Raw genomic sequence first — 17324 nt, 5'->3', positions numbered from 1 at the left:
TTTTTTTCTTCCTCCATTATTTCAGCTTGTTATATTTTTTTCTTCTTCAACTCATCCATTTGGTACACAAGTGCCAGTACTTCTGCAATAGCTTGGTACATATCAGCTGGAACAGCTTGACCAGCATCAACCGACTTGTACAAGGCACGAGCAACAGGTTTATTTTCCATAATCGGAACGTCATGTTCCTTAGCCCGTTCCCTAATAATAGCAGCCATATGGTCCGCTCCCTTGGCAACCACAATCGGCACCTCATCCTTAGAACGATCATAACGGATGGCGATAGCTAGATGAGTTGGGTTGGTAATAATAACGGTGGCTGTTTCCACATCTTTTAGCGTACCGCGCGTTAGTTGTCGGTATTTTTGTTTGCGTTGAGACTTCACTTGCGGGTCTCCTTCGCTTTCTTTATATTCGTCTTTTATTTCTTGCTTCGTCATCTTCATTTTTTTCTGGAAGCTATATTTCTGATAAGCAAAATCTGCAGCTCCCAAAACGAATAATAAGGCCGCTAGCTTGGTGCTGACGCTTTTAATAATTTCTAAAACTAAAAAGTATAATTTTTCAGCACCCACCATACCGGCGTTTAAGGCATAATAGCCCGCCATTTCAGCCGACGATAGAGCCACCCACACAAGTAAAGCCAGTTTAGCGAGGTTTTTAACCAAGTTAAACAGGGCAGTCTTACTGAACATATTTTTAAGGCCGCTCACCGGATTTAAACGATTAAGCTTTGGTTTTAAGGACTCTTTCGAAAATAAGAGGCCGACTTGTATCACATTTGCGACATAAGACCCAACAAATCCCACTGCCAAAAAAGGGCCGACAAACACAAAGAAGTAAAGAACTGCTTGAATACCAATCTTATTGAGGTCATTCTCAATGTTCTGAACCGATTGCGGTAATGTCAGCATACGAATTAAAAAAGGATAGGCCTTCTGCAAGGTATTGGTTACCAACGACACACCCACTAGAGCAAAAATAGCAAATGTAAGTGAGCTAGACAGCTCTTGGCTCTTTGCCAACTCCCCCTTTTTCCTCGCGTCGCGAAGCTTCTTGGGGGTGGCCTTTTCTGTTTTTCCATCTTTTTCTGACACGTTTTCTCACCCTCTTATCCTAGCGACAGTGATTGGATAAATTCATTGGTATATTTAATCATCAGTGGCAAGAAAGACGATAGATTGTCCATCAGCACTGGTAAGAAAGCCAGCATAAAAATCGTTATGACTAGCACTTTCAATGGCATACTTAAAATTAAAACGTTAATCTGCGGAACCGTTCGAGACAAGACACCGAGCAAGATTTCCGTTAGCAAAGCCACAATCATTAATGGCGCAGCCAAATTAAAAGCAGCAGTAAACACCATTGAAAACAACTTGACGATGCCTTCTGTCTGGACAACGGCAACCGTTGCAACAATAGGAACTTGATCAAATGACTGGACAATGGCTTGAATCATCAAGTGATGCAAATCGCCAAGAAAGAAAATCGCCAAGGCAAACCAGTAATACACCTTTCCAAGAAAGGACATATTCACACCTAATGATGGATCTAACAGAGCGGCCATCGTGAAACCAGCTTGCGCATCTGCAAATGATCCGGCCATCTCAGCTGCACTAAAAAACAAGAGAGAGATGTAGCCAATCGCTAGCCCAATCAATACTTCCTTAATAGCTAAAACCATAAATGATGGGAAGCTATATGCCACCGAAAAAACCGGCATAACACTGTAAACCGGCATGCTTAAGCCAACCGATAAGCCAATCTTCATCATGGGAGGAACTCCCTTTAGCGAAAAACCAGGCGAAACGAAGATAAAAGCACTGACACGCATTAAAACCAGTAAAAATACTTGAACACTTGGCGTCACGCTCTCACTCCTACAAACCCGAAATCAATTCAAAAATCCGTTCAGTAAAACTAACAATCACATTCAGCATAAAATTTCCTAGTACAATTAATGAGCCAATAACCGCCAGTACTTTGGGCACGAAGCTCAGGGTCTGTTCCTGAATTTGGGTGGCTGCTTGAATAATACTAATTAACAAACCAACAACCAAAGCCACTAATAAAACAGGACCTGCTACCGTAATAATGACTACGAAAGCTTCTCGTACAATATCTAAACTACTCTCTAACGTCATCTCTATCCCTCATTCTTTTATACTAGAAAAAGCCCAATACGACTGATTCAACAACTAAATACCAGCCATCCACTAACACAAAGAGTAAGAGCTTAAATGGCAATGAAATCATAACCGGCGACAGCATAAACATACCCATGGACATGAGGATGCTAGCAACGACCATATCAATAATTAAAAATGGAATAAATAATAAAAATCCGATCGTAAAGGCTGTCCGTAATTCGCTAATGGCGAACGCTGGAATAGTAGCAGACAATGGAATATCTGCTCGACTTTCAATGTCTTCTGTTTGATCCGATAACTCTAAAAATAATTGCAAATCTTTTCCTCTTGTTTGATCAAGCATGAAGTCCTTAATCGGAACTTCTGCTCTTTCTAATGCGACTTCTAAGCTAATTTCATCATTTAAAAAGGGCTGTAACGCTTCGTCATTCACTTGAGAGTAAATGGGTTGCATGATAAAAATAGTTAAGAACATAGCCAAGCCAGTTAACAACATATTCGGCGGATTTTGTTGGGTTCCTAATGAACTTCTTAAGAAAGATAGGACCACAATAATCCGTGTAAAACTCGTTGTTAAGACTAAAAAGGCAGGAATAATACTGAGTAGACCGAGCAAGACATACAACTTAACAGAATCAGGAGTTGTCGCGCTGTCTGTCAGTAGGTTATCGAGTCCTGTTGCTTTTATGGCAGGCATATCGAAAAGAAAGAAGAAAAGAGTAAGCAATAGTGATGTTATTGCTTTTTTCAACTGTTGCTCCTCTTTTCTTTCATTTGATTAAACAACATGGACGAAGGGGTTACCCGCTTCATCTCGCTAGCATCGATTTCCTTGAGAATCTCATTATGTTGTTCGGTACAGCTCATTAAGTAGTATTTCTCCATTACTTCAACAATACAAATAGAAGAAGTCCGACTCAGTGCTAGCCGTTCGATTACTTTCATATTTGGACTGCCTTTTGAAGAAAGTTGGTTCATCTTCTGCAACAAAATATTAGCTGAAAAGATAATCACTACAAGAGCTACAACCATCTTTAACACATATGTTATTCCCACTGAATTCAACACCTTTCATACTTATTGCATGACCATATTAACCACATAAATGTCTGCGACAACATCTCGTCCCATCACGTCATTAATTGCTGCTTTTATTTCTTCTTTAACAGTTAAGCTCCCATTTTCTTCTGAGAAGATGGTTGCTCTTGTTTTTTCTCTTAAAATGGCAATGACAGTGTCTCTTACCACTGCCTCTTCTGCTAGTAAAGCTTCTTCATCTTTAGCGCTAGTTACAAGAAATGAAAATTCAATTCGTAAGTAACTATTATCATTTGCTGAAACGGGCTTCAAGTTTAACAGGAATTCGGAGAATGGCACGGTGATTTTCTCAACCACGACCTCTTCTTCCTTATTGAAGAATTCCTGAATTTTACCAGAACTAACCATCGATCCGATTACACCGCCACCGATTGCTAACACACCTACTAAAAGGGCGAGGATAATTAGCTTAGGAAACGTTAGTCCGTTGTTATTCTTTACTTTCAAACGTTAGTCCTCCTTTTCATACACTACAACGATATTTACTCGTCGGTTTTTTGCGCGGTTAGCAGCTGAATCGTTTGGAACGAGTGGCTCATGTGCACCGTATCCCACTGCTGACAAGCGATTAGGATCAATTCCTTCTACTTCGCTCAAGTAACGGACAACTGATACCGCTCGACTGACCGATAACTCCCAGTTTGTTGGGTATTGACCATATTGAGTTGGGACATCATCCGTATATCCTTCAACAATCACCTTGTTGTCCAAGCGGCTAAACAAGTCTGCTAGTGAAGAGAGCACATTACGTCCGTCACTTGTAACAGTTGCGCTCTCAATACCAAACAAAATCGTGCTATTCATGTTGACATAGATACCATCTTGGTCAGCAGTTAATGAAACTTTTTCTTCTAATCCATGTTCTTTTATAAAATAGTAAACTTCGTGATACAGATCTAGTAATTCAGGATCAAAATTTGATGTATCGACTTCGTTATCTACTTGTTCATCAACTAGCTCTTCTGGTGGCATAATAATACCATCCAGTATACCATTTCCTCCTGTGAACGTTCCTGATAAAGAGGTAGCCATTTGGTTAAATTTATCGTCACTAATTTGTGACATTGAAAAAAGTAAGATGAAGAAGGTTAATAGCAGCGTAACCAAGTCAGAGAAAGTTGTCATCCATAGCGGTGATCCCGCACTTTGGACTTCCTTTTTCTTCTTTCTACGCATAGCCTTGTCCCTCACCTTGTATGTTTACCTGTGCATCAGCTAGTCGATTTTTTTTAGTTTTACCATCTAAGTAGCTTACTAATTTTTGTTCAATAATACGTGGGTTTTGACCTGCTTGGATGCCTAAAATCCCTTCAAGCATCATTTCATTAATAAGAACTTCAACTTCTGTCTTTGCTTGTAGGTTGGTAGCAATCGGTACAAACACAAGGTTAGCCAAGAAACTTCCGTAGAAGGTTGTAATTAAAGCAACCGCCATCCCCGACCCAATGGTACTCGGGTCTGTTAAGGCACCTAACATATTAATTAGACCAATCAATGTCCCAATCATACCGAAGGCTGGTGCTAGTTCACTCCATTTTATGAAGATTCCCTGGCCAATCGCATGACGATCTTCCATATTACTAATCTTTAACTCTAAAATTTCCTGAATGGATTCTGGATCCATACCATCAACAACCATTTTTAGCCCTTCTGCTAAAAACTCATTGTTAATAGCGTTAATCTCATTATCCAAAGCTAACAAACCTTGGCTTCTAGCTATTCGTGCTAGCTCTACAATTCGGTCAATCAATTCTTGACGGTCTACTTCTGGTGAATGAACTAACTTCTTCAGAACAGAGGGCACCTTTTTCAGTTGCTCTACTGGATAACTAATAACTAAAGCAGAGAATGACCCAACAACCGTAATAATAATGGAAGGGGGATGAAAAAATGCCGAAATGGCTCCCCCACCAACAACGATTGACCAGAAAATCAACACGAAGCCAATGGCTAAGGACAGGACTGAAACGTAACTTCTTTTCATTCACTATCTTTCCTTTCTAAACTAAAACCACTCATAATCTCACGCTTATAGGCGATTACTTTTTCAGTTATTTCCACTCCTGTATCTGCTACAGGGAGTGTTTTTCCGTTTGTTAGTGTAATAATCGTGTCGAAATTTTCATCAATGCGGTAAATTAAATCACTATTTAGTAAAAATTCTTTTCCTGTAATTGATCTTAATGTAATCACGATTTATTCCTCAAATCTATCGGTTATTTATTAACGTTTCAATGATAGTAATTCTTCAATCATTTGATCTGATGTTGTAATACTACGAGAGTTAGCTTGGTAAGCACGGCTCGCAACAATCATTTCAGTAAATTCGTTTGATAAGTCAACGTTTGACATTTCCAAAAAGCCACTACGAATTGTACCATAGCCATCTTGATGTGCCCCGCCGACTTGTGCCTCACCAGAGTTGTTTGTTGCTTGGTACATATTTCCACCAATTTTTTCAAGACCACCTGGGTTACTGAAGTTCGTTAATGATACTTGTCCAACGATGTATGATGTTCCGTTGTAAACACCAAAAATAATCCCTGTTGAATCAATAGAATAGCTGTCTAAAGGCTGTGCTACACCAGCATCGTCTAACATTGTTTTTGGAATTTCAACTTTAGACATACCTGCAGCTGCATCATATTCAATTGTTCCGATATCGAAAGTCGCATCATTTTTAGTTCCTGCTGGTGCCATCACACCCATGACATGGTAGCCAGATGCTGTTACTAATTCGTTATTAGGGTTCAAGTAAAACCCACCATCACGCGTATAGAAGACTGCTTCATCTTCACCGTCAGGACTAACTGTAAAGAATGAGTTATCACCATTCTCAATCGCGAAGTCTAAATCTCTCCCTGTTGGTTGTAAGTTTCCGCCACCCATGACATTATCAACGGATCCCACTTGGACACCTAGACCAACTTGTTTTGCGTTAACGTTTGTTTGCGCATTTGAAATAGTTTGGCTAATCATATCTTCAAAACGAACACGACCTGTTTTAAAACCTGTTGTATTTACGTTTGCGATATTATTCGAGATAACGTCCATTTTTGTTTGTAGGTTTTTCATTCCACTTACGCCAGAGTATAAAGATTTTAACATGTTATTATTTCCTCCATTTGTTGTCTTATAGTTATGGTCTACATCAATCGGTCAGTAGACGGAGCTTCCTTTCGGTCCAGCTCTTTTACAAATTTAGTACTGTCAATATTCGTTACTGTGTCAACCTCTTCACGGTCTAGAGCAGTAATGATGGTTCGTTTATTGATGCTTGCGATCAGCGCCAAGTCCTTATAAATCAGTAAGGATTGTTTGGAGCCCTTCTCTTCTAACTCATCCACTGCATCATTCAATTGCGTAAAATCTTGTTCTCCCAAATGCATGCCACGTTGTTCTAACCGCTTTTGGGCATGGTTAGATAGTTTCAATTCGCTCTTCTCTTCTGATAAAACGGATTGAAATACCTTTGTTTCTTGTTGTTGGGGCTGATGTATTGGCCGCGATACAGGATCAGTCGCCTGATTAATCCGAATTGCCACTAAGAATCAGCTCCTACTTCCATCACGCTATTCATATAGTAATCTTTCCCATTAATGTGAAGCGTTGCATAGCCATTTAGGAATTTTGCCTTTTCAACGGTTCCTGTAATGCGTTCGCCATCTTGAACAACGGTTACTTCCTTCCCAATCATCGTTAAGGCTTGCTGTTGCTGTGTCATTAACATGGTCGTTGTCAGTGAGGTTGATAAGTCTTGTAACTGTTCAATCGTACTGAACTGAATCATTTGACTCATGTAATCCATTGATTGGTCGGATCCACCCTCACTACCACCCATTGATGGCATACTCAATGAGGCTGCTAATATTTTTAAGAAGTCTTCCATATTCATATCGGAATTTGATGTTTTAGCGGCGGCTTGAACTTGCGCTGTTGATCCGATTGTAAAGTTTTGTGAAATTTCCATTTTAGTTTCGCTTCCTTTCTTAAATATATAAACTCAACCCATCTGTTGAAGTTGTCATTTCTTCTTCGGCTTCCTCTTCAACCATAGTTGATTGGTTTGAATAGTTAGTCGGATAATGTTTCTCGGCTTGCTGGTGGCTATTGAAATCCATCTGCTGACCTGAGAAATGAAGGTTTGCTTGTGGCAATTCTTCAATCACAATCGATTGAATCACTGTTTCATTTTTCGTTTCTGATAAGAGAAGCGGCATCTTCGTTTCCAAAAATGTTCTAACATCGTCCTTTTGAACCATCAACTTAGCCAAAACTTTGTCGTCCTTCCATTCTAGCTGGATTTCAATGTTCCCTAATGTCTCCGGTGTCAAGCTAACACGAATTTGCTTACTCTCTTTAGTTGTTATGTCTTGAATCGATAAGTCCATTAATGCTCCGACATCTCTTACAAACTGTTGTGGGCTATGAAAGCTTATTTCAGTTGTCGATGGAGTCGGAAGTGGCGTTGCTTCTCTCAGAGCAGGATTGATGGGTGCTTGCTCAAGTTGTTGAACTTGAACAGCTTCAGCAACTAGCGGTTGATCTGCTGTCACGAGTTGTTCTCTCATCCCAACTTGCTTACCATCAACTTTCAAAAAGTCTTCTGTAACAGGCTCTACTTCGCTATCAAGACTCAGCTGGTCGATTGGAGGGCTCAGTTTAACTTGTTCAACTTTATCTTCAATCTTTGCTTTTGCTGGTTCAGGAACCTCAAATTCTCGTTCTTCTTGCGGAAGTAACTCCAACTCAGAAACGGGTGTCTCTTTTGTCGGTTTAAGATCACTTGGTTGACTTATATTTTCAGAAACTGACACTTCATGGATAACCTCTGGTGAACTAATCTTTTCGAAACGATCCGCTTCAAAGCTCATCATCATTTCAGCTTCTAACGACTCACTAGCTATCATCGCTTGTTTGTCAGATATATCCTTCTTCATAAAGAGCATAGTCGGTTGATCGTGCGATGTGATTATTTGCGGTTGGCTATTATCAGAAATTTGAGGCCCTTCTCTTGGTTCATCGTTACGAACGTGTTGGAAGGTTAGCATGACTTTCTTAGCTTCCTCTAGCATTTCTTCAATATCTTCAGCGGGTTCTTCAAACCTTAATTCAGTTGTATCAACATCAACTGTCAATTCATCTTCAATAAAAGGCGCTTGGTCTTCAGTAGAACCTTGCATAAACTGTCCGAGCAACTCTTGAAATAGCTCACTATCTGCTGCTGGTGTTTTTAGTTGGTGATTATTTTCTGCTGTTAAAACGGTTGTTAATAAGGATATGCTATCCAGTATATTCACCTCCTTTCACAACTCGTCTTCTTATAAGACGCGTTGTTTATAGCTCATTGTCGCAAATTCATCGAGCTGCATTTGTTCAATCCGTTTCATCTCTTCTTCTGCAGCCGTTAATTCTTTTTCTTTCAGCTTTTCCATTGCTTTACGATTTTTATGAGCTTCAAGCAACTGTTCATTAGCTTTACTAATTTGCGCTTGCGTCGCATCCATAAGGTTTTTTTGTTGGATAATCTTTTCATCAATCACCATTTTGTAATAATCGTTGTAGCGTAATGTTTGAATGTGAGTATTCTTCAGATTATCATTTTTTACTTTGATATTCTCTTGGATTAAACTTTGAAGATGTTGGTTTTCGCGATCCCATTTTTCCTTCAGATTAGCAACTTGTAGTCTCGCCTCATCTTCTTGATCAAAACGCCACCCTAATATTTTCTCCATGGAAAATGTATGACTTGCCACTCTGTTCACCTCAACTCATAATCTCTTAAGCTAATGTCTTCGTTAAAAATTGCATGGTTTCTGTAAATGTATAAGGTTCTTCAACTTGTTGTTTTAAAAACCCTTTAATGGGTTGGTGCAGTTGAATTGCTCGGTCAACACTTGGATTAGACCCTTTTTGGTAGGCACCAACATCAATCAAATCTTTCGATTCGGCATAAATCGCCATATTTTCTTTCAATCTGCCGGCTGCTTGATAATGATCTTCGGAAACAATCTCCTTCATCAGACGGCTGATACTGTTTTGAATATCAATAGCAGGATACTGGTTCTCGGACGCAATCTTTCGAGATAGGAGAATATGACCATCCAGAATCCCCCTTACCGTATCGGCAATCGGTTCATTCATGTCATCCCCTTCAACCAGAACAGTATAGAAGGCTGTAATCGAACCTTTATCCGACATCCCACTTCGCTCTAACAACCGTGGCAACGTTGTAAAGACAGAGGGTGTGTAGCCTTTGGTTGTCGGCGGCTCACCTGTCGCCAAACCAATCTCCCGTTGTGCCATCGCCACACGAGTAACAGAGTCCATCATCAAGACCACCTTCTTACCTTGGTCACGAAAATACTCGGCAATGGCCGTTGCTGTAAAGGAACCCTTCAAGCGAACGAGTGGCGGCGAGTCAGACGTCGCACAAACGACAACCGACTTCTTATAACCTTCATCACCAAGATCATTTTGAATAAATTCCAAAACTTCACGTCCACGCTCACCAATTAGGCCAATTACAATGACATCGGCCTCGCAATAACGTGCGATCATACCGAGAAGAGTTGATTTACCAACCCCACTCCCGGCAAAAATTCCAACTCGTTGGCCTTCACCGATTGTTAATACACCATCGATAGCCTTAATACCGGTTGGAATGATGGTTTCAATTTTTCTTCGTTTAAAGGGATCGGGTGCCTCTCCATTTACCTCTTGCAACCTGCCATTAATAGGCTCGTCATGAGACATGGGCCTACCTAATCCGTCGAGTGTAGTCCCAAGTAAATCGTCTGACACCTCTACTTGAAGGGTTTTACCCGTTGGACGAACTAAACAGCCAGGTCCAATCCCGTCTAAATTATCAAGCGGCATAAGTAGAACTGTTTTTTCTACAAAGCCAACGACTTCACTCAATACAATTTTCTCCGTCGCTTTGATTAAAATCTCGCAAACTTCTCCAATAAAAGCTTCCAATCCTTCAACCTTAATAATTAAACCCGTTACTTCCGATACCTTACCTTTTGTTTGGAAGTAATTTTTCTTCTTCAGCTGTTTTTGATACTGGTCGAACGGTACTTCAAGCATCTACGCTTACAACTCCTTCAAATCTGCTACCATTGCTTCTAACTGCTGTTTGATTTGCAAATCGATAATGGCATGGGAACTTTCAATCACGCAGCCATTTTTCTCCAATGCAGGATCTGCAAAGACCACAAAACGAAATAGGGGATAAGTCACCTCTAAATCTTTTATATGGGTTTTCATCTGGTCTTGACTCTCTGGTCTAACTGAAATAGTGATAAAACTGCTCTCTTGATCCATTCTCGTTAGAATAGGTGTTACCAAATCAATAATCTTATTATCTGATGCATCAATGGTTTCATGTATAATTTTCTCAGCCATTTGAGCGGCTAAAGCAATAATGTCCTGTCGTTTCTCTTCATAAAACTGCTGTGCTTCAGCAGTCGCATCAGCCAATACTTGCTTGGCATGCGCCTTAATTGATTCTGATTCTTCTGTCGCAGCCACCATCGCTTGTTGAAAGCCAGCCTTAAACCCTTCTTGCAGGCCTTTTTGTTCGCCCACTTGATAGCCTTCTTCTGTTGCTCTCGCTTTGATGACTTCTGCTTCTAACTTGGCTTCTGTCAAAATCGCTTGTTTCTCCGATTCTTTTTCTCGAATCAATTCTTCAATTCTATGACGTTCTTCTTGAAATTGCATATCATTTAACTCTTCAATGTCATCTAATAGAAATTCAGAAGACTTAGGCTGCCAGTTTGTCGTAACAGCTGCACGTTCACTTGGATGACTTGCTTGCGTACCGGCTTTGATAATTTTATGAGATGATAGCATCTTGATCGCCTCTTCTTATATAAATTTCGCCTGATTCGTCCAATGAGCGAATAATCGCCACAATCTTCGTTTGAGCTTCTTCTACAGCAGACAAACGTGCTGGTCCCATAAACTGCATATCTTCCTTAATTGTTTCAACAGCACGAGATGACATATTTTGGAAAATGAAGTTACGGATGTCGTCTGCCACACCTTTAAGAGCCAACATAAGATCATCATTATCCACATGACGCAAGACTTTCTGAACATCTGAGGGATTCAAGGAAATAATATCTTCAAAGGTGAATAGGTTTGCCTTCACTTCGTCTGCCAATTCAGGCTGTCTTTCTTCCAACACTTCGATAATATTCTTCTCAGTTGTTCGACCCACAGAGTTAAGAATCTCTACAAGAGCATGAACGCCACCGACTGTTTCGGTATCGTTCTCGATATAAGAAGAGAATTTATTCTCGATTACTTTCTCAATCTTCTCAATAACTGCTGGCGATGTCCGTGTAATTGTTCCAATACGCTCTGCAATTTCGGTTTGTAATTCAAGCGGAAATTGGGCAAGAATTTGTGCCGCTTTGTCTGGCTGCATATAACACAATACCAAGGCTACCGTTTGTGGCTGCTCGCTTAGTAGCAAGTTTTTCAATTGCATCGGGTCAGCCTTCCTCGCAATGTTAAACGGACGCTCTCGCAACTGAATTTGATTGAGTAAATCAATCACTTCTTTTGCTCGTTGTGCTCCTAGGGCACGATTTAATACTTCACGGGCGTAATCCACACCGCCATCTATCACATACTGACGAGCTTGGGACATTTCTAAATACTCATTTAGAATCTCTTCACGCTCGGTCGGATTAACATAATCAATATTGGCAATCTCATAACTCACTTTTTGAATATAACTTTCTGGTAAAAGTCTCATTATTTCAGCAGATGTTTCGGCACCGAGTGATATTAAAAGGATTGCCGCTTTTTTAATTCCTGACATTTCTTCCATTATCTACTCATCCTTCATCCACATTTTTATTAAGTCAGCGACAACTTCTGGATTGTCCTTCGCTTCTTGGTGGGCAGAAGATTCCTTTTCGAGTTGTTCGTTTCTCAATTTTTCTTTCAGTATATTCTTCGTTTTTAATTCAACATTTTTCGCTTCTACTTGTTTTTCTTCTTCCATTTGTAAGTTAATTGCTTCCTCTTCTTGTTTATTACGTATTCTCGCTATAACTACTAAAATAATTATCACTATTAATAATATAGAAACGAAACCGATAATAATGAAGAAGCGGTTGTTCATCCAGAATTCTTCTAATGATTGTTCTGGTGCTATAACTGCTGGGTCAGAGTCATCGTTTGGCGTGTTAAAGTTCGCACGGATAACCTCAATGTTCCCTTCAGCATCTGAACCTAAAATGTTCGTGACTACTGCTTGCAACTGATTATCATCTGCTAATCCTGGAATACCTGCATTAAACAACACGGAGGCTGAAATCTCTTCTACACGACCTGTTTCAAAAATCGTACGTGTTGTCCGTTGATCTAATTCATAATTGCGCGTGCTGTTAAATGACGCTGTGTTACCATTTTCGCCTTCAACAACTTCATTGACTGCCAAGTCATTCCCATTGACTTGTTCTGTATTAATTTCACCACCAGAAGCAGTTACAATCTCGCTTCTAACTTTAGAGCCAACTGCTTCGTCTGTATCGACCGCTTCTTGGCCATATAAAACTAATTCTTCTTCGCCAACATCAAAATTCATGCTCACATTGACTGACACGGATAGATTTTCTAATCCATATATAGGTGCTAATGTCGTTAGAACTTTTTGTTCCAGTTCTCTCGCATAATTTTTTTCGATTTCACGATTACGAGATGCCTCATCAGAGGCAAATAATGATGTCCCATTCTCTTGTAGGAACGCACTTAATAACGCACCATTTTCATCGACGATACTGACATTTCCAATCGGTAAATTATCTACCGCACCAGAAACAAGAGCCGCAATACCTTGGATTGCTGAGGTTGATAAGCTTCCACTCTTCACAATCATAATAGAAGCAGATGATTCCTCTAGGTCATCCGGACGTGTAAATACGCTGTCCTCTGGGATAGATAGTATGACTTTTGCACTGTCAATTCCACCCAGAGCACTAATTGCTCTCTCTAATTCGCCTTGAATAGCACGTTGTTTTTTAATATCTCGGTCTTTATCGGTATCCATCATGCCTGATGTATCAAAAATCTCAAATCCGATTGAATTGTTAGGCAGCATATCATTTACTGCTAACTCAATTCGGTATTTGTCGACATAATCTTTGTCGATACGGATACTCGTTCCATTATCTTCTAAACGGTAAGCGATCCCCTTGGCATCTAAGTCATTAACGATTGCTCCCGAATCTGCTTCTTCCATGCCGCTAAACAGCAGGGCGTATTCTACTGTTTGAGAATGAATATAAACCACTAATGAAATAATAACTGTAAGAGCACTGACACTGATTAGTCCAATGCGTTTGGCTTGTGATAAGCCGTTCCACCCTGATTTCATTGAATTCCATAATTTTTTTACAACATCCATTTCCCCTAAACTTACTCCTTTTCCCCATCAAGGCTATTTGATTAGAATTGCATATTTTTAATGTCGTTATATGCTTCTAGACATTTATTCCTGACTTGTATTGCTAATTCTAACGATAGTTGAGCTTCCGTTGTTTGGATCATAATGTCGTGTAATGCCACATCATCTCCTACAACAAGAGAGGTTGTTGCCCCATCAGCCATTTGCTGAGATGTCGTAAAGCTATTTAATGCATGATTAAAAATGGCAGAAAAACCTTCACCATTTTCACTTACTTGATTTGTTTGAGAAAAATTGATTGAATCCAAGCTGTTTATCTTATTTGCTATATGCGTATAGTTTTCAATATTCAAAATGACTTGCTCCTTTTCAACGACCCGTTATTATTTTGATGAGATGGTTAAAGCCTGTTTCAACATATCCTTGCCTGCTTCTAGACTGGTAATATTCGACTCATAAGCTCTTACTGCTGCCATCAAATCAATCATTTCGTCTGACATATTAACGTTCGATTTTAAAACGTAACCTTCTGCGTCAGCATCCGGGTGAGTTGGGTCGTATTCCCTAACTTCTGTCTCATCCGCTACTAGCTCTGTTGCACGAACCCCAAAACTCTTTCTTGATGTACCCATTTCAATTGTTTGCACACTCTCTTTAAACGCTTCCTCAAAGACAACCGTTTTCTTTTGATAAGGTCCGCCCTCTTCCGTACGAGTCGTGTTTACATTGGCAATATTGGACGAAATAGTATCCAATTTTAACCGTTCCAAACTCAAGCCACTTGCACTAATATGCAAGGAATTAAAAATTGTCATCTGATTTCATCTCCTTTTAGCCGTTGATAATGGTTCCTAACCTTCGATACTGAGCATTGAGTTGCGCAGTCAGTGCTTGATATTGAATGGTATTTTGAGCTTGATTAGCCATTTCCATATCAATATCTACGTTATTGCCGTTTTCCTTCACACTGGTCGTTGTATTCTTACCCAAAATTGGATTTACTTCTGCCAAATTACTGCTACCGCCTAAATGAGAAGCGTGTGTTGTATGCAAGCTTCTACCATCAGCCGCTTGCTTTAATAAGCTTTCAAACTCTAGCTTGTTCGCCTTATATCCTTCTGTGTTTACATTTGAAATGTTACTAGCAATTAATTCTTGGCGAAGGCTGACTGCATCAAGCGAGTTTTTTAGTAAATCAAAGTTAATATTCGTCACTGACGTGTTCCCTTCTTCCTAAATGACAATAGTATTCTTCACTATATTGACATGGTGTCTTTTTTATTCAATCTGCTGCTTTACTTAAACTTAGCGTTTATTTACTTTCTCTAAGGTCAATCTGATCTATAATGCCTATACTTTTAACTCTACGTTATCTATTTTACATGAAATATGTAATTTTTAGTATATAAATCTATATTGTTATATTGTCTAAAATATTGTTATATAAAAAAGAACGAAAAAGTGCTTACTAATCTTATTAGATTAATAAACACTTTTAAATCGGGCTTTTGAAGGGTTAAATTTGGTTCCATGTCTCCAATAGTTCTTGTATCAACTTTTGGGAATTTTTAATCTTTGTGACATCTTTTTGAATATTTGCTTGGATTGCTTCATTTATCAAAAAAGTATATAGGGCATCTAAATCCTGCGCGATCGCTCCGCCTTGCTCAATGTCTAGTGTACGTTGGAGTTCCGCTAAAATATCTTGGTGTTTTAACAATACTTCATTAGCTTTTGAAAAATCATTTTTCTCTAGACTTAGTTCAGCTATCTTTAGATTTTTTAAACTTCCTTCAAGTAGCAAGCTTACTAATCTTTTGGGTGACGCTGTTAATACTTGATTTTGTTGATAGGCATTCTTTGCTTGCTTGTTATACATTTTCTTGCTCCTTTATTGTAAAACCGATAGCTATAACTCTTGGTTGACGAAGGTGGGTGTCTTTTTAGGATAGACATAATGTTGAACCACCGTCTTATTCTTGTTTAAACCAATAAGCTCTTGAGCAATTTCTTCTCTAGCTACTTCCATCACTGAAACGAGTCGTGTTTCCTTCTTATAAATGTCCTTAAGTAGGTGGTCTTCTTCCGCTGTATAAGGATCATTTGGTAGACCTTTAAGCCCGTCAATCAATGGCTTCATCTTTTGAATGATATCAGCGCCTGATTCGGCCTGATTATCCCATGAATCCAATACGTGATTCATCTCTTCAAGTACGGTCAGTCGATTACTCATGGTTATTCTCCTAACTATTGCTTGATGACGAATTACTAAACTGGCTCATCATGTAGCTTAACTGCGATTCAGCTTCCATCATCGCAACGTCTAAGGCTGTAAACTTAGCAATATACTGTTGGCGTTTGGTTTCCAAACGGTCGTTAAAGACTGTAATTCGCTCTGTAATATCTTTAATTAGCTTATCGTAAGTCGCATTTTTGGTCGCAATAATCCCGTCTTTTGAATCTGTAAAGCTGTTAATAAGACTTTCAAATTTTTGTCCAATCCCAATCTCTTCTTCAACAGTCTCACCAGCCGCATTGACCGATGTTTTGGTAAAGGTAAATAAATCACGAACCTTCGAACTGTCCTCTTTTAATGCTTCTTTTAGCTTATCTGCATCAAAGCTAGCCACACCATCACGATCTACTTCAATCCCAATTGATTTAACTGTATTCGCTCCAGCATTGCCGTTGTCAACTGCGTTCGTTAATAACGAACGTAATTGAGACTGCAGACGAATCAAACTGCTGTCACCTGCTAGTGCGCCTGTCTCATTGTTTTCTTGAGACGGATCACCTACACTTAACAAGCCACTAATAAATGACATCGTTGAGTTATACTGATCTACAAAGCCTTTAACCGCTGTTTCCGTCTTTCCGAGGTCATCAGCTATTTCAACCTTAATGGCTTGACTCGTTACCTCCTTAAGGTCTAAGGTCACACCGTCCATCACGTCTGAAATTTGGTTGCTGTTACGTTCGATATCGATACCATTAATGGTCAGCTCGGCAACTTTTCCCATTGTTTTGGCTTCATTATCCAAAAAACCAAACTCACTTGCTAACTCTCCAACAACTTCAATGTTACTTGCGCCAAACGCTTTGTTCTGTAAAACTAAATGACCATCAATTGCGACAGCTGAAACGCCCGTTTCTTTAGTTGCATCATTAATTTTATTAACGATTTTTTCTAGGTTATCGCCAGCTTCAATCTTAATGTCCAACTGCTTAACTTCGCCAGCCTCATTCGTCGTTTGGAAGGTTAGCGGTCCTTCTTTTTGCCACGTCTTATTCTCATCAAGCTGGAGCTCTTTCCCCTTGATTTCTGTACGAGTCGCTAATTGCTTAACAGTAATTGAATAGTCACCAGCAATCGCCTTTGACCCTACTGTAAAGCCAATTTTCCCTTCTTGCGAGAGTGTCGCCTTTTTAGCATTGAAAGTGTCTGCTTGCTTCAAAGCATCCATCTTAGTCGCTAAATTTGTTATTCGTGTTTGGACATCCTTCCAAGCGCTTTTTTCTTTTTCTACGGCCGCTTGTTCATTTTTATAAGAGGTTAGTTTAGTTGATTCTGCTGATAGCAGTTGCTCAATAGTGTCCATGGTAATACCCGAATAGGTTCCCAGGATGTTAATACTGTTTGAAGACAT

The 17324-nt window shown here is 39.5% G+C and carries 24 protein-coding genes; all 24 read right to left on the bottom strand.

Annotation, left to right across the window (positions count from 1 at the left end):
* Window positions 1-29: 29 nt before the first annotated feature.
* The 24 genes from G7057_RS05630 to fliD all read right to left on the bottom strand — a co-directional run bounded on the left by G7057_RS05630 (window position 30) and on the right by fliD (window position 17324).
* Window positions 30-1097 (bottom strand): EscU/YscU/HrcU family type III secretion system export apparatus switch protein, encoded by a 1068-nt coding sequence (locus G7057_RS05630; protein ID WP_166161928.1) that lies wholly within the window; start codon window positions 1095-1097, stop codon window positions 30-32.
* A gap of 14 nt (window positions 1098-1111) precedes the next feature.
* Window positions 1112-1870 carry a flagellar biosynthetic protein FliR gene (locus G7057_RS05625; RefSeq protein WP_156892221.1) on the bottom strand — a complete coding sequence of 253 codons (759 nt, stop codon included), beginning with the start codon at window positions 1868-1870 and terminating at the stop codon, window positions 1112-1114.
* A gap of 10 nt (window positions 1871-1880) precedes the next feature.
* On the bottom strand, window positions 1881-2144 hold the full coding sequence (gene fliQ, locus G7057_RS05620; RefSeq protein WP_076767760.1) for a flagellar biosynthesis protein FliQ: 264 nt from the start codon (window positions 2142-2144) through the stop codon (window positions 1881-1883).
* A gap of 22 nt (window positions 2145-2166) precedes the next feature.
* The gene (gene fliP / locus G7057_RS05615; protein WP_166164090.1) at window positions 2167-2847 is read right to left on the bottom strand and encodes a flagellar type III secretion system pore protein FliP; all 681 of its coding nucleotides are present in this window, start codon (window positions 2845-2847) and stop codon (window positions 2167-2169) included.
* Between the two features lie 50 nt (window positions 2848-2897).
* Window positions 2898-3206, bottom strand: coding sequence for a flagellar biosynthetic protein FliO (locus G7057_RS05610; RefSeq protein ID WP_076767764.1), 309 nt, complete (start codon window positions 3204-3206; stop codon window positions 2898-2900).
* Between the two features lie 21 nt (window positions 3207-3227).
* Window positions 3228-3695 (bottom strand): flagellar basal body-associated FliL family protein, encoded by a 468-nt coding sequence (locus tag G7057_RS05605; RefSeq protein WP_166161926.1) that lies wholly within the window; start codon window positions 3693-3695, stop codon window positions 3228-3230.
* Window positions 3696-3698: 3 nt separating this feature from the next.
* Window positions 3699-4424, bottom strand: a complete 726-nt coding sequence (locus tag G7057_RS05600; RefSeq protein ID WP_076767768.1) for an OmpA/MotB family protein — start codon at window positions 4422-4424, stop codon at window positions 3699-3701.
* Window positions 4417-5232, bottom strand: a complete 816-nt coding sequence (locus G7057_RS05595) for a motility protein A (protein WP_166161924.1) — start codon at window positions 5230-5232, stop codon at window positions 4417-4419. Before G7057_RS05595 ends, G7057_RS05600 begins: the two co-directional genes overlap by 8 nt.
* The gene (locus G7057_RS05590; protein ID WP_166161922.1) at window positions 5229-5441 is read right to left on the bottom strand and encodes a flagellar FlbD family protein; all 213 of its coding nucleotides are present in this window, start codon (window positions 5439-5441) and stop codon (window positions 5229-5231) included. The genes G7057_RS05595 and G7057_RS05590 overlap by 4 nt, the downstream gene beginning before the upstream one ends.
* A 30-nt stretch (window positions 5442-5471) precedes the next feature.
* Window positions 5472-6356 (bottom strand): flagellar hook-basal body complex protein, encoded by an 885-nt coding sequence (locus tag G7057_RS05585; RefSeq protein WP_166161920.1) that lies wholly within the window; start codon window positions 6354-6356, stop codon window positions 5472-5474.
* Between the two features lie 38 nt (window positions 6357-6394).
* Window positions 6395-6793: a TIGR02530 family flagellar biosynthesis protein gene (locus tag G7057_RS05580; RefSeq protein WP_227004668.1), complete on the bottom strand. Its 399-nt coding sequence runs from the start codon at window positions 6791-6793 to the stop codon at window positions 6395-6397.
* Entirely contained in the window at window positions 6793-7218 is a 426-nt protein-coding gene (locus G7057_RS05575; RefSeq protein ID WP_166161918.1) for a flagellar basal body rod modification protein, read from the bottom strand. The genes G7057_RS05580 and G7057_RS05575 overlap by 1 nt, the downstream gene beginning before the upstream one ends.
* A 19-nt stretch (window positions 7219-7237) precedes the next feature.
* The gene (locus G7057_RS05570) at window positions 7238-8548 is read right to left on the bottom strand and encodes a flagellar hook-length control protein FliK (RefSeq protein WP_166161916.1); all 1311 of its coding nucleotides are present in this window, start codon (window positions 8546-8548) and stop codon (window positions 7238-7240) included.
* Window positions 8549-8569: 21 nt separating this feature from the next.
* A complete protein-coding gene (gene fliJ / locus G7057_RS05565; RefSeq protein WP_166161914.1) occupies window positions 8570-9004 on the bottom strand; it encodes a flagellar export protein FliJ in 435 nt (144 codons plus the stop codon).
* A 25-nt stretch (window positions 9005-9029) separates the two neighbouring features.
* Window positions 9030-10340 carry a flagellar protein export ATPase FliI gene (fliI, locus tag G7057_RS05560; protein WP_076767781.1) on the bottom strand — a complete coding sequence of 437 codons (1311 nt, stop codon included), beginning with the start codon at window positions 10338-10340 and terminating at the stop codon, window positions 9030-9032.
* 6 nt (window positions 10341-10346) lie between these two features.
* The gene (locus G7057_RS05555; protein WP_166161912.1) at window positions 10347-11108 is read right to left on the bottom strand and encodes a FliH/SctL family protein; all 762 of its coding nucleotides are present in this window, start codon (window positions 11106-11108) and stop codon (window positions 10347-10349) included.
* A complete protein-coding gene (gene fliG / locus G7057_RS05550) occupies window positions 11092-12096 on the bottom strand; it encodes a flagellar motor switch protein FliG (protein WP_076767786.1) in 1005 nt (334 codons plus the stop codon). The genes G7057_RS05555 and fliG overlap by 17 nt, the downstream gene beginning before the upstream one ends.
* A 3-nt stretch (window positions 12097-12099) precedes the next feature.
* Window positions 12100-13677 (bottom strand): flagellar basal-body MS-ring/collar protein FliF, encoded by a 1578-nt coding sequence (gene fliF, locus G7057_RS05545; protein WP_166161910.1) that lies wholly within the window; start codon window positions 13675-13677, stop codon window positions 12100-12102.
* A 41-nt stretch (window positions 13678-13718) separates the two neighbouring features.
* Window positions 13719-14030 (bottom strand): flagellar hook-basal body complex protein FliE, encoded by a 312-nt coding sequence (gene fliE / locus G7057_RS05540; protein ID WP_227004667.1) that lies wholly within the window; start codon window positions 14028-14030, stop codon window positions 13719-13721.
* A gap of 30 nt (window positions 14031-14060) precedes the next feature.
* The gene (gene flgC / locus G7057_RS05535) at window positions 14061-14492 is read right to left on the bottom strand and encodes a flagellar basal body rod protein FlgC (protein ID WP_076767792.1); all 432 of its coding nucleotides are present in this window, start codon (window positions 14490-14492) and stop codon (window positions 14061-14063) included.
* Window positions 14493-14508: 16 nt separating this feature from the next.
* Window positions 14509-14892, bottom strand: a complete 384-nt coding sequence (gene flgB / locus G7057_RS05530) for a flagellar basal body rod protein FlgB (RefSeq protein ID WP_166161908.1) — start codon at window positions 14890-14892, stop codon at window positions 14509-14511.
* Between the two features lie 301 nt (window positions 14893-15193).
* The gene (fliS, locus tag G7057_RS05525) at window positions 15194-15556 is read right to left on the bottom strand and encodes a flagellar export chaperone FliS (RefSeq protein WP_166161906.1); all 363 of its coding nucleotides are present in this window, start codon (window positions 15554-15556) and stop codon (window positions 15194-15196) included.
* A gap of 30 nt (window positions 15557-15586) precedes the next feature.
* The gene (locus tag G7057_RS05520) at window positions 15587-15910 is read right to left on the bottom strand and encodes a hypothetical protein (RefSeq protein WP_166161904.1); all 324 of its coding nucleotides are present in this window, start codon (window positions 15908-15910) and stop codon (window positions 15587-15589) included.
* Between the two features lie 10 nt (window positions 15911-15920).
* Window positions 15921-17324 carry a flagellar filament capping protein FliD gene (gene fliD, locus G7057_RS05515; RefSeq protein ID WP_166161902.1) on the bottom strand — a complete coding sequence of 468 codons (1404 nt, stop codon included), beginning with the start codon at window positions 17322-17324 and terminating at the stop codon, window positions 15921-15923.

This window comes from Jeotgalibaca arthritidis (assembly GCF_011100465.1).
GTDB lineage: Bacteria > Bacillota > Bacilli > Lactobacillales > Aerococcaceae > Jeotgalibaca > Jeotgalibaca arthritidis.
Note: the sequence above shows the minus strand (reverse complement) of the source record. Positions and strands in the feature narration are given on the sequence as shown.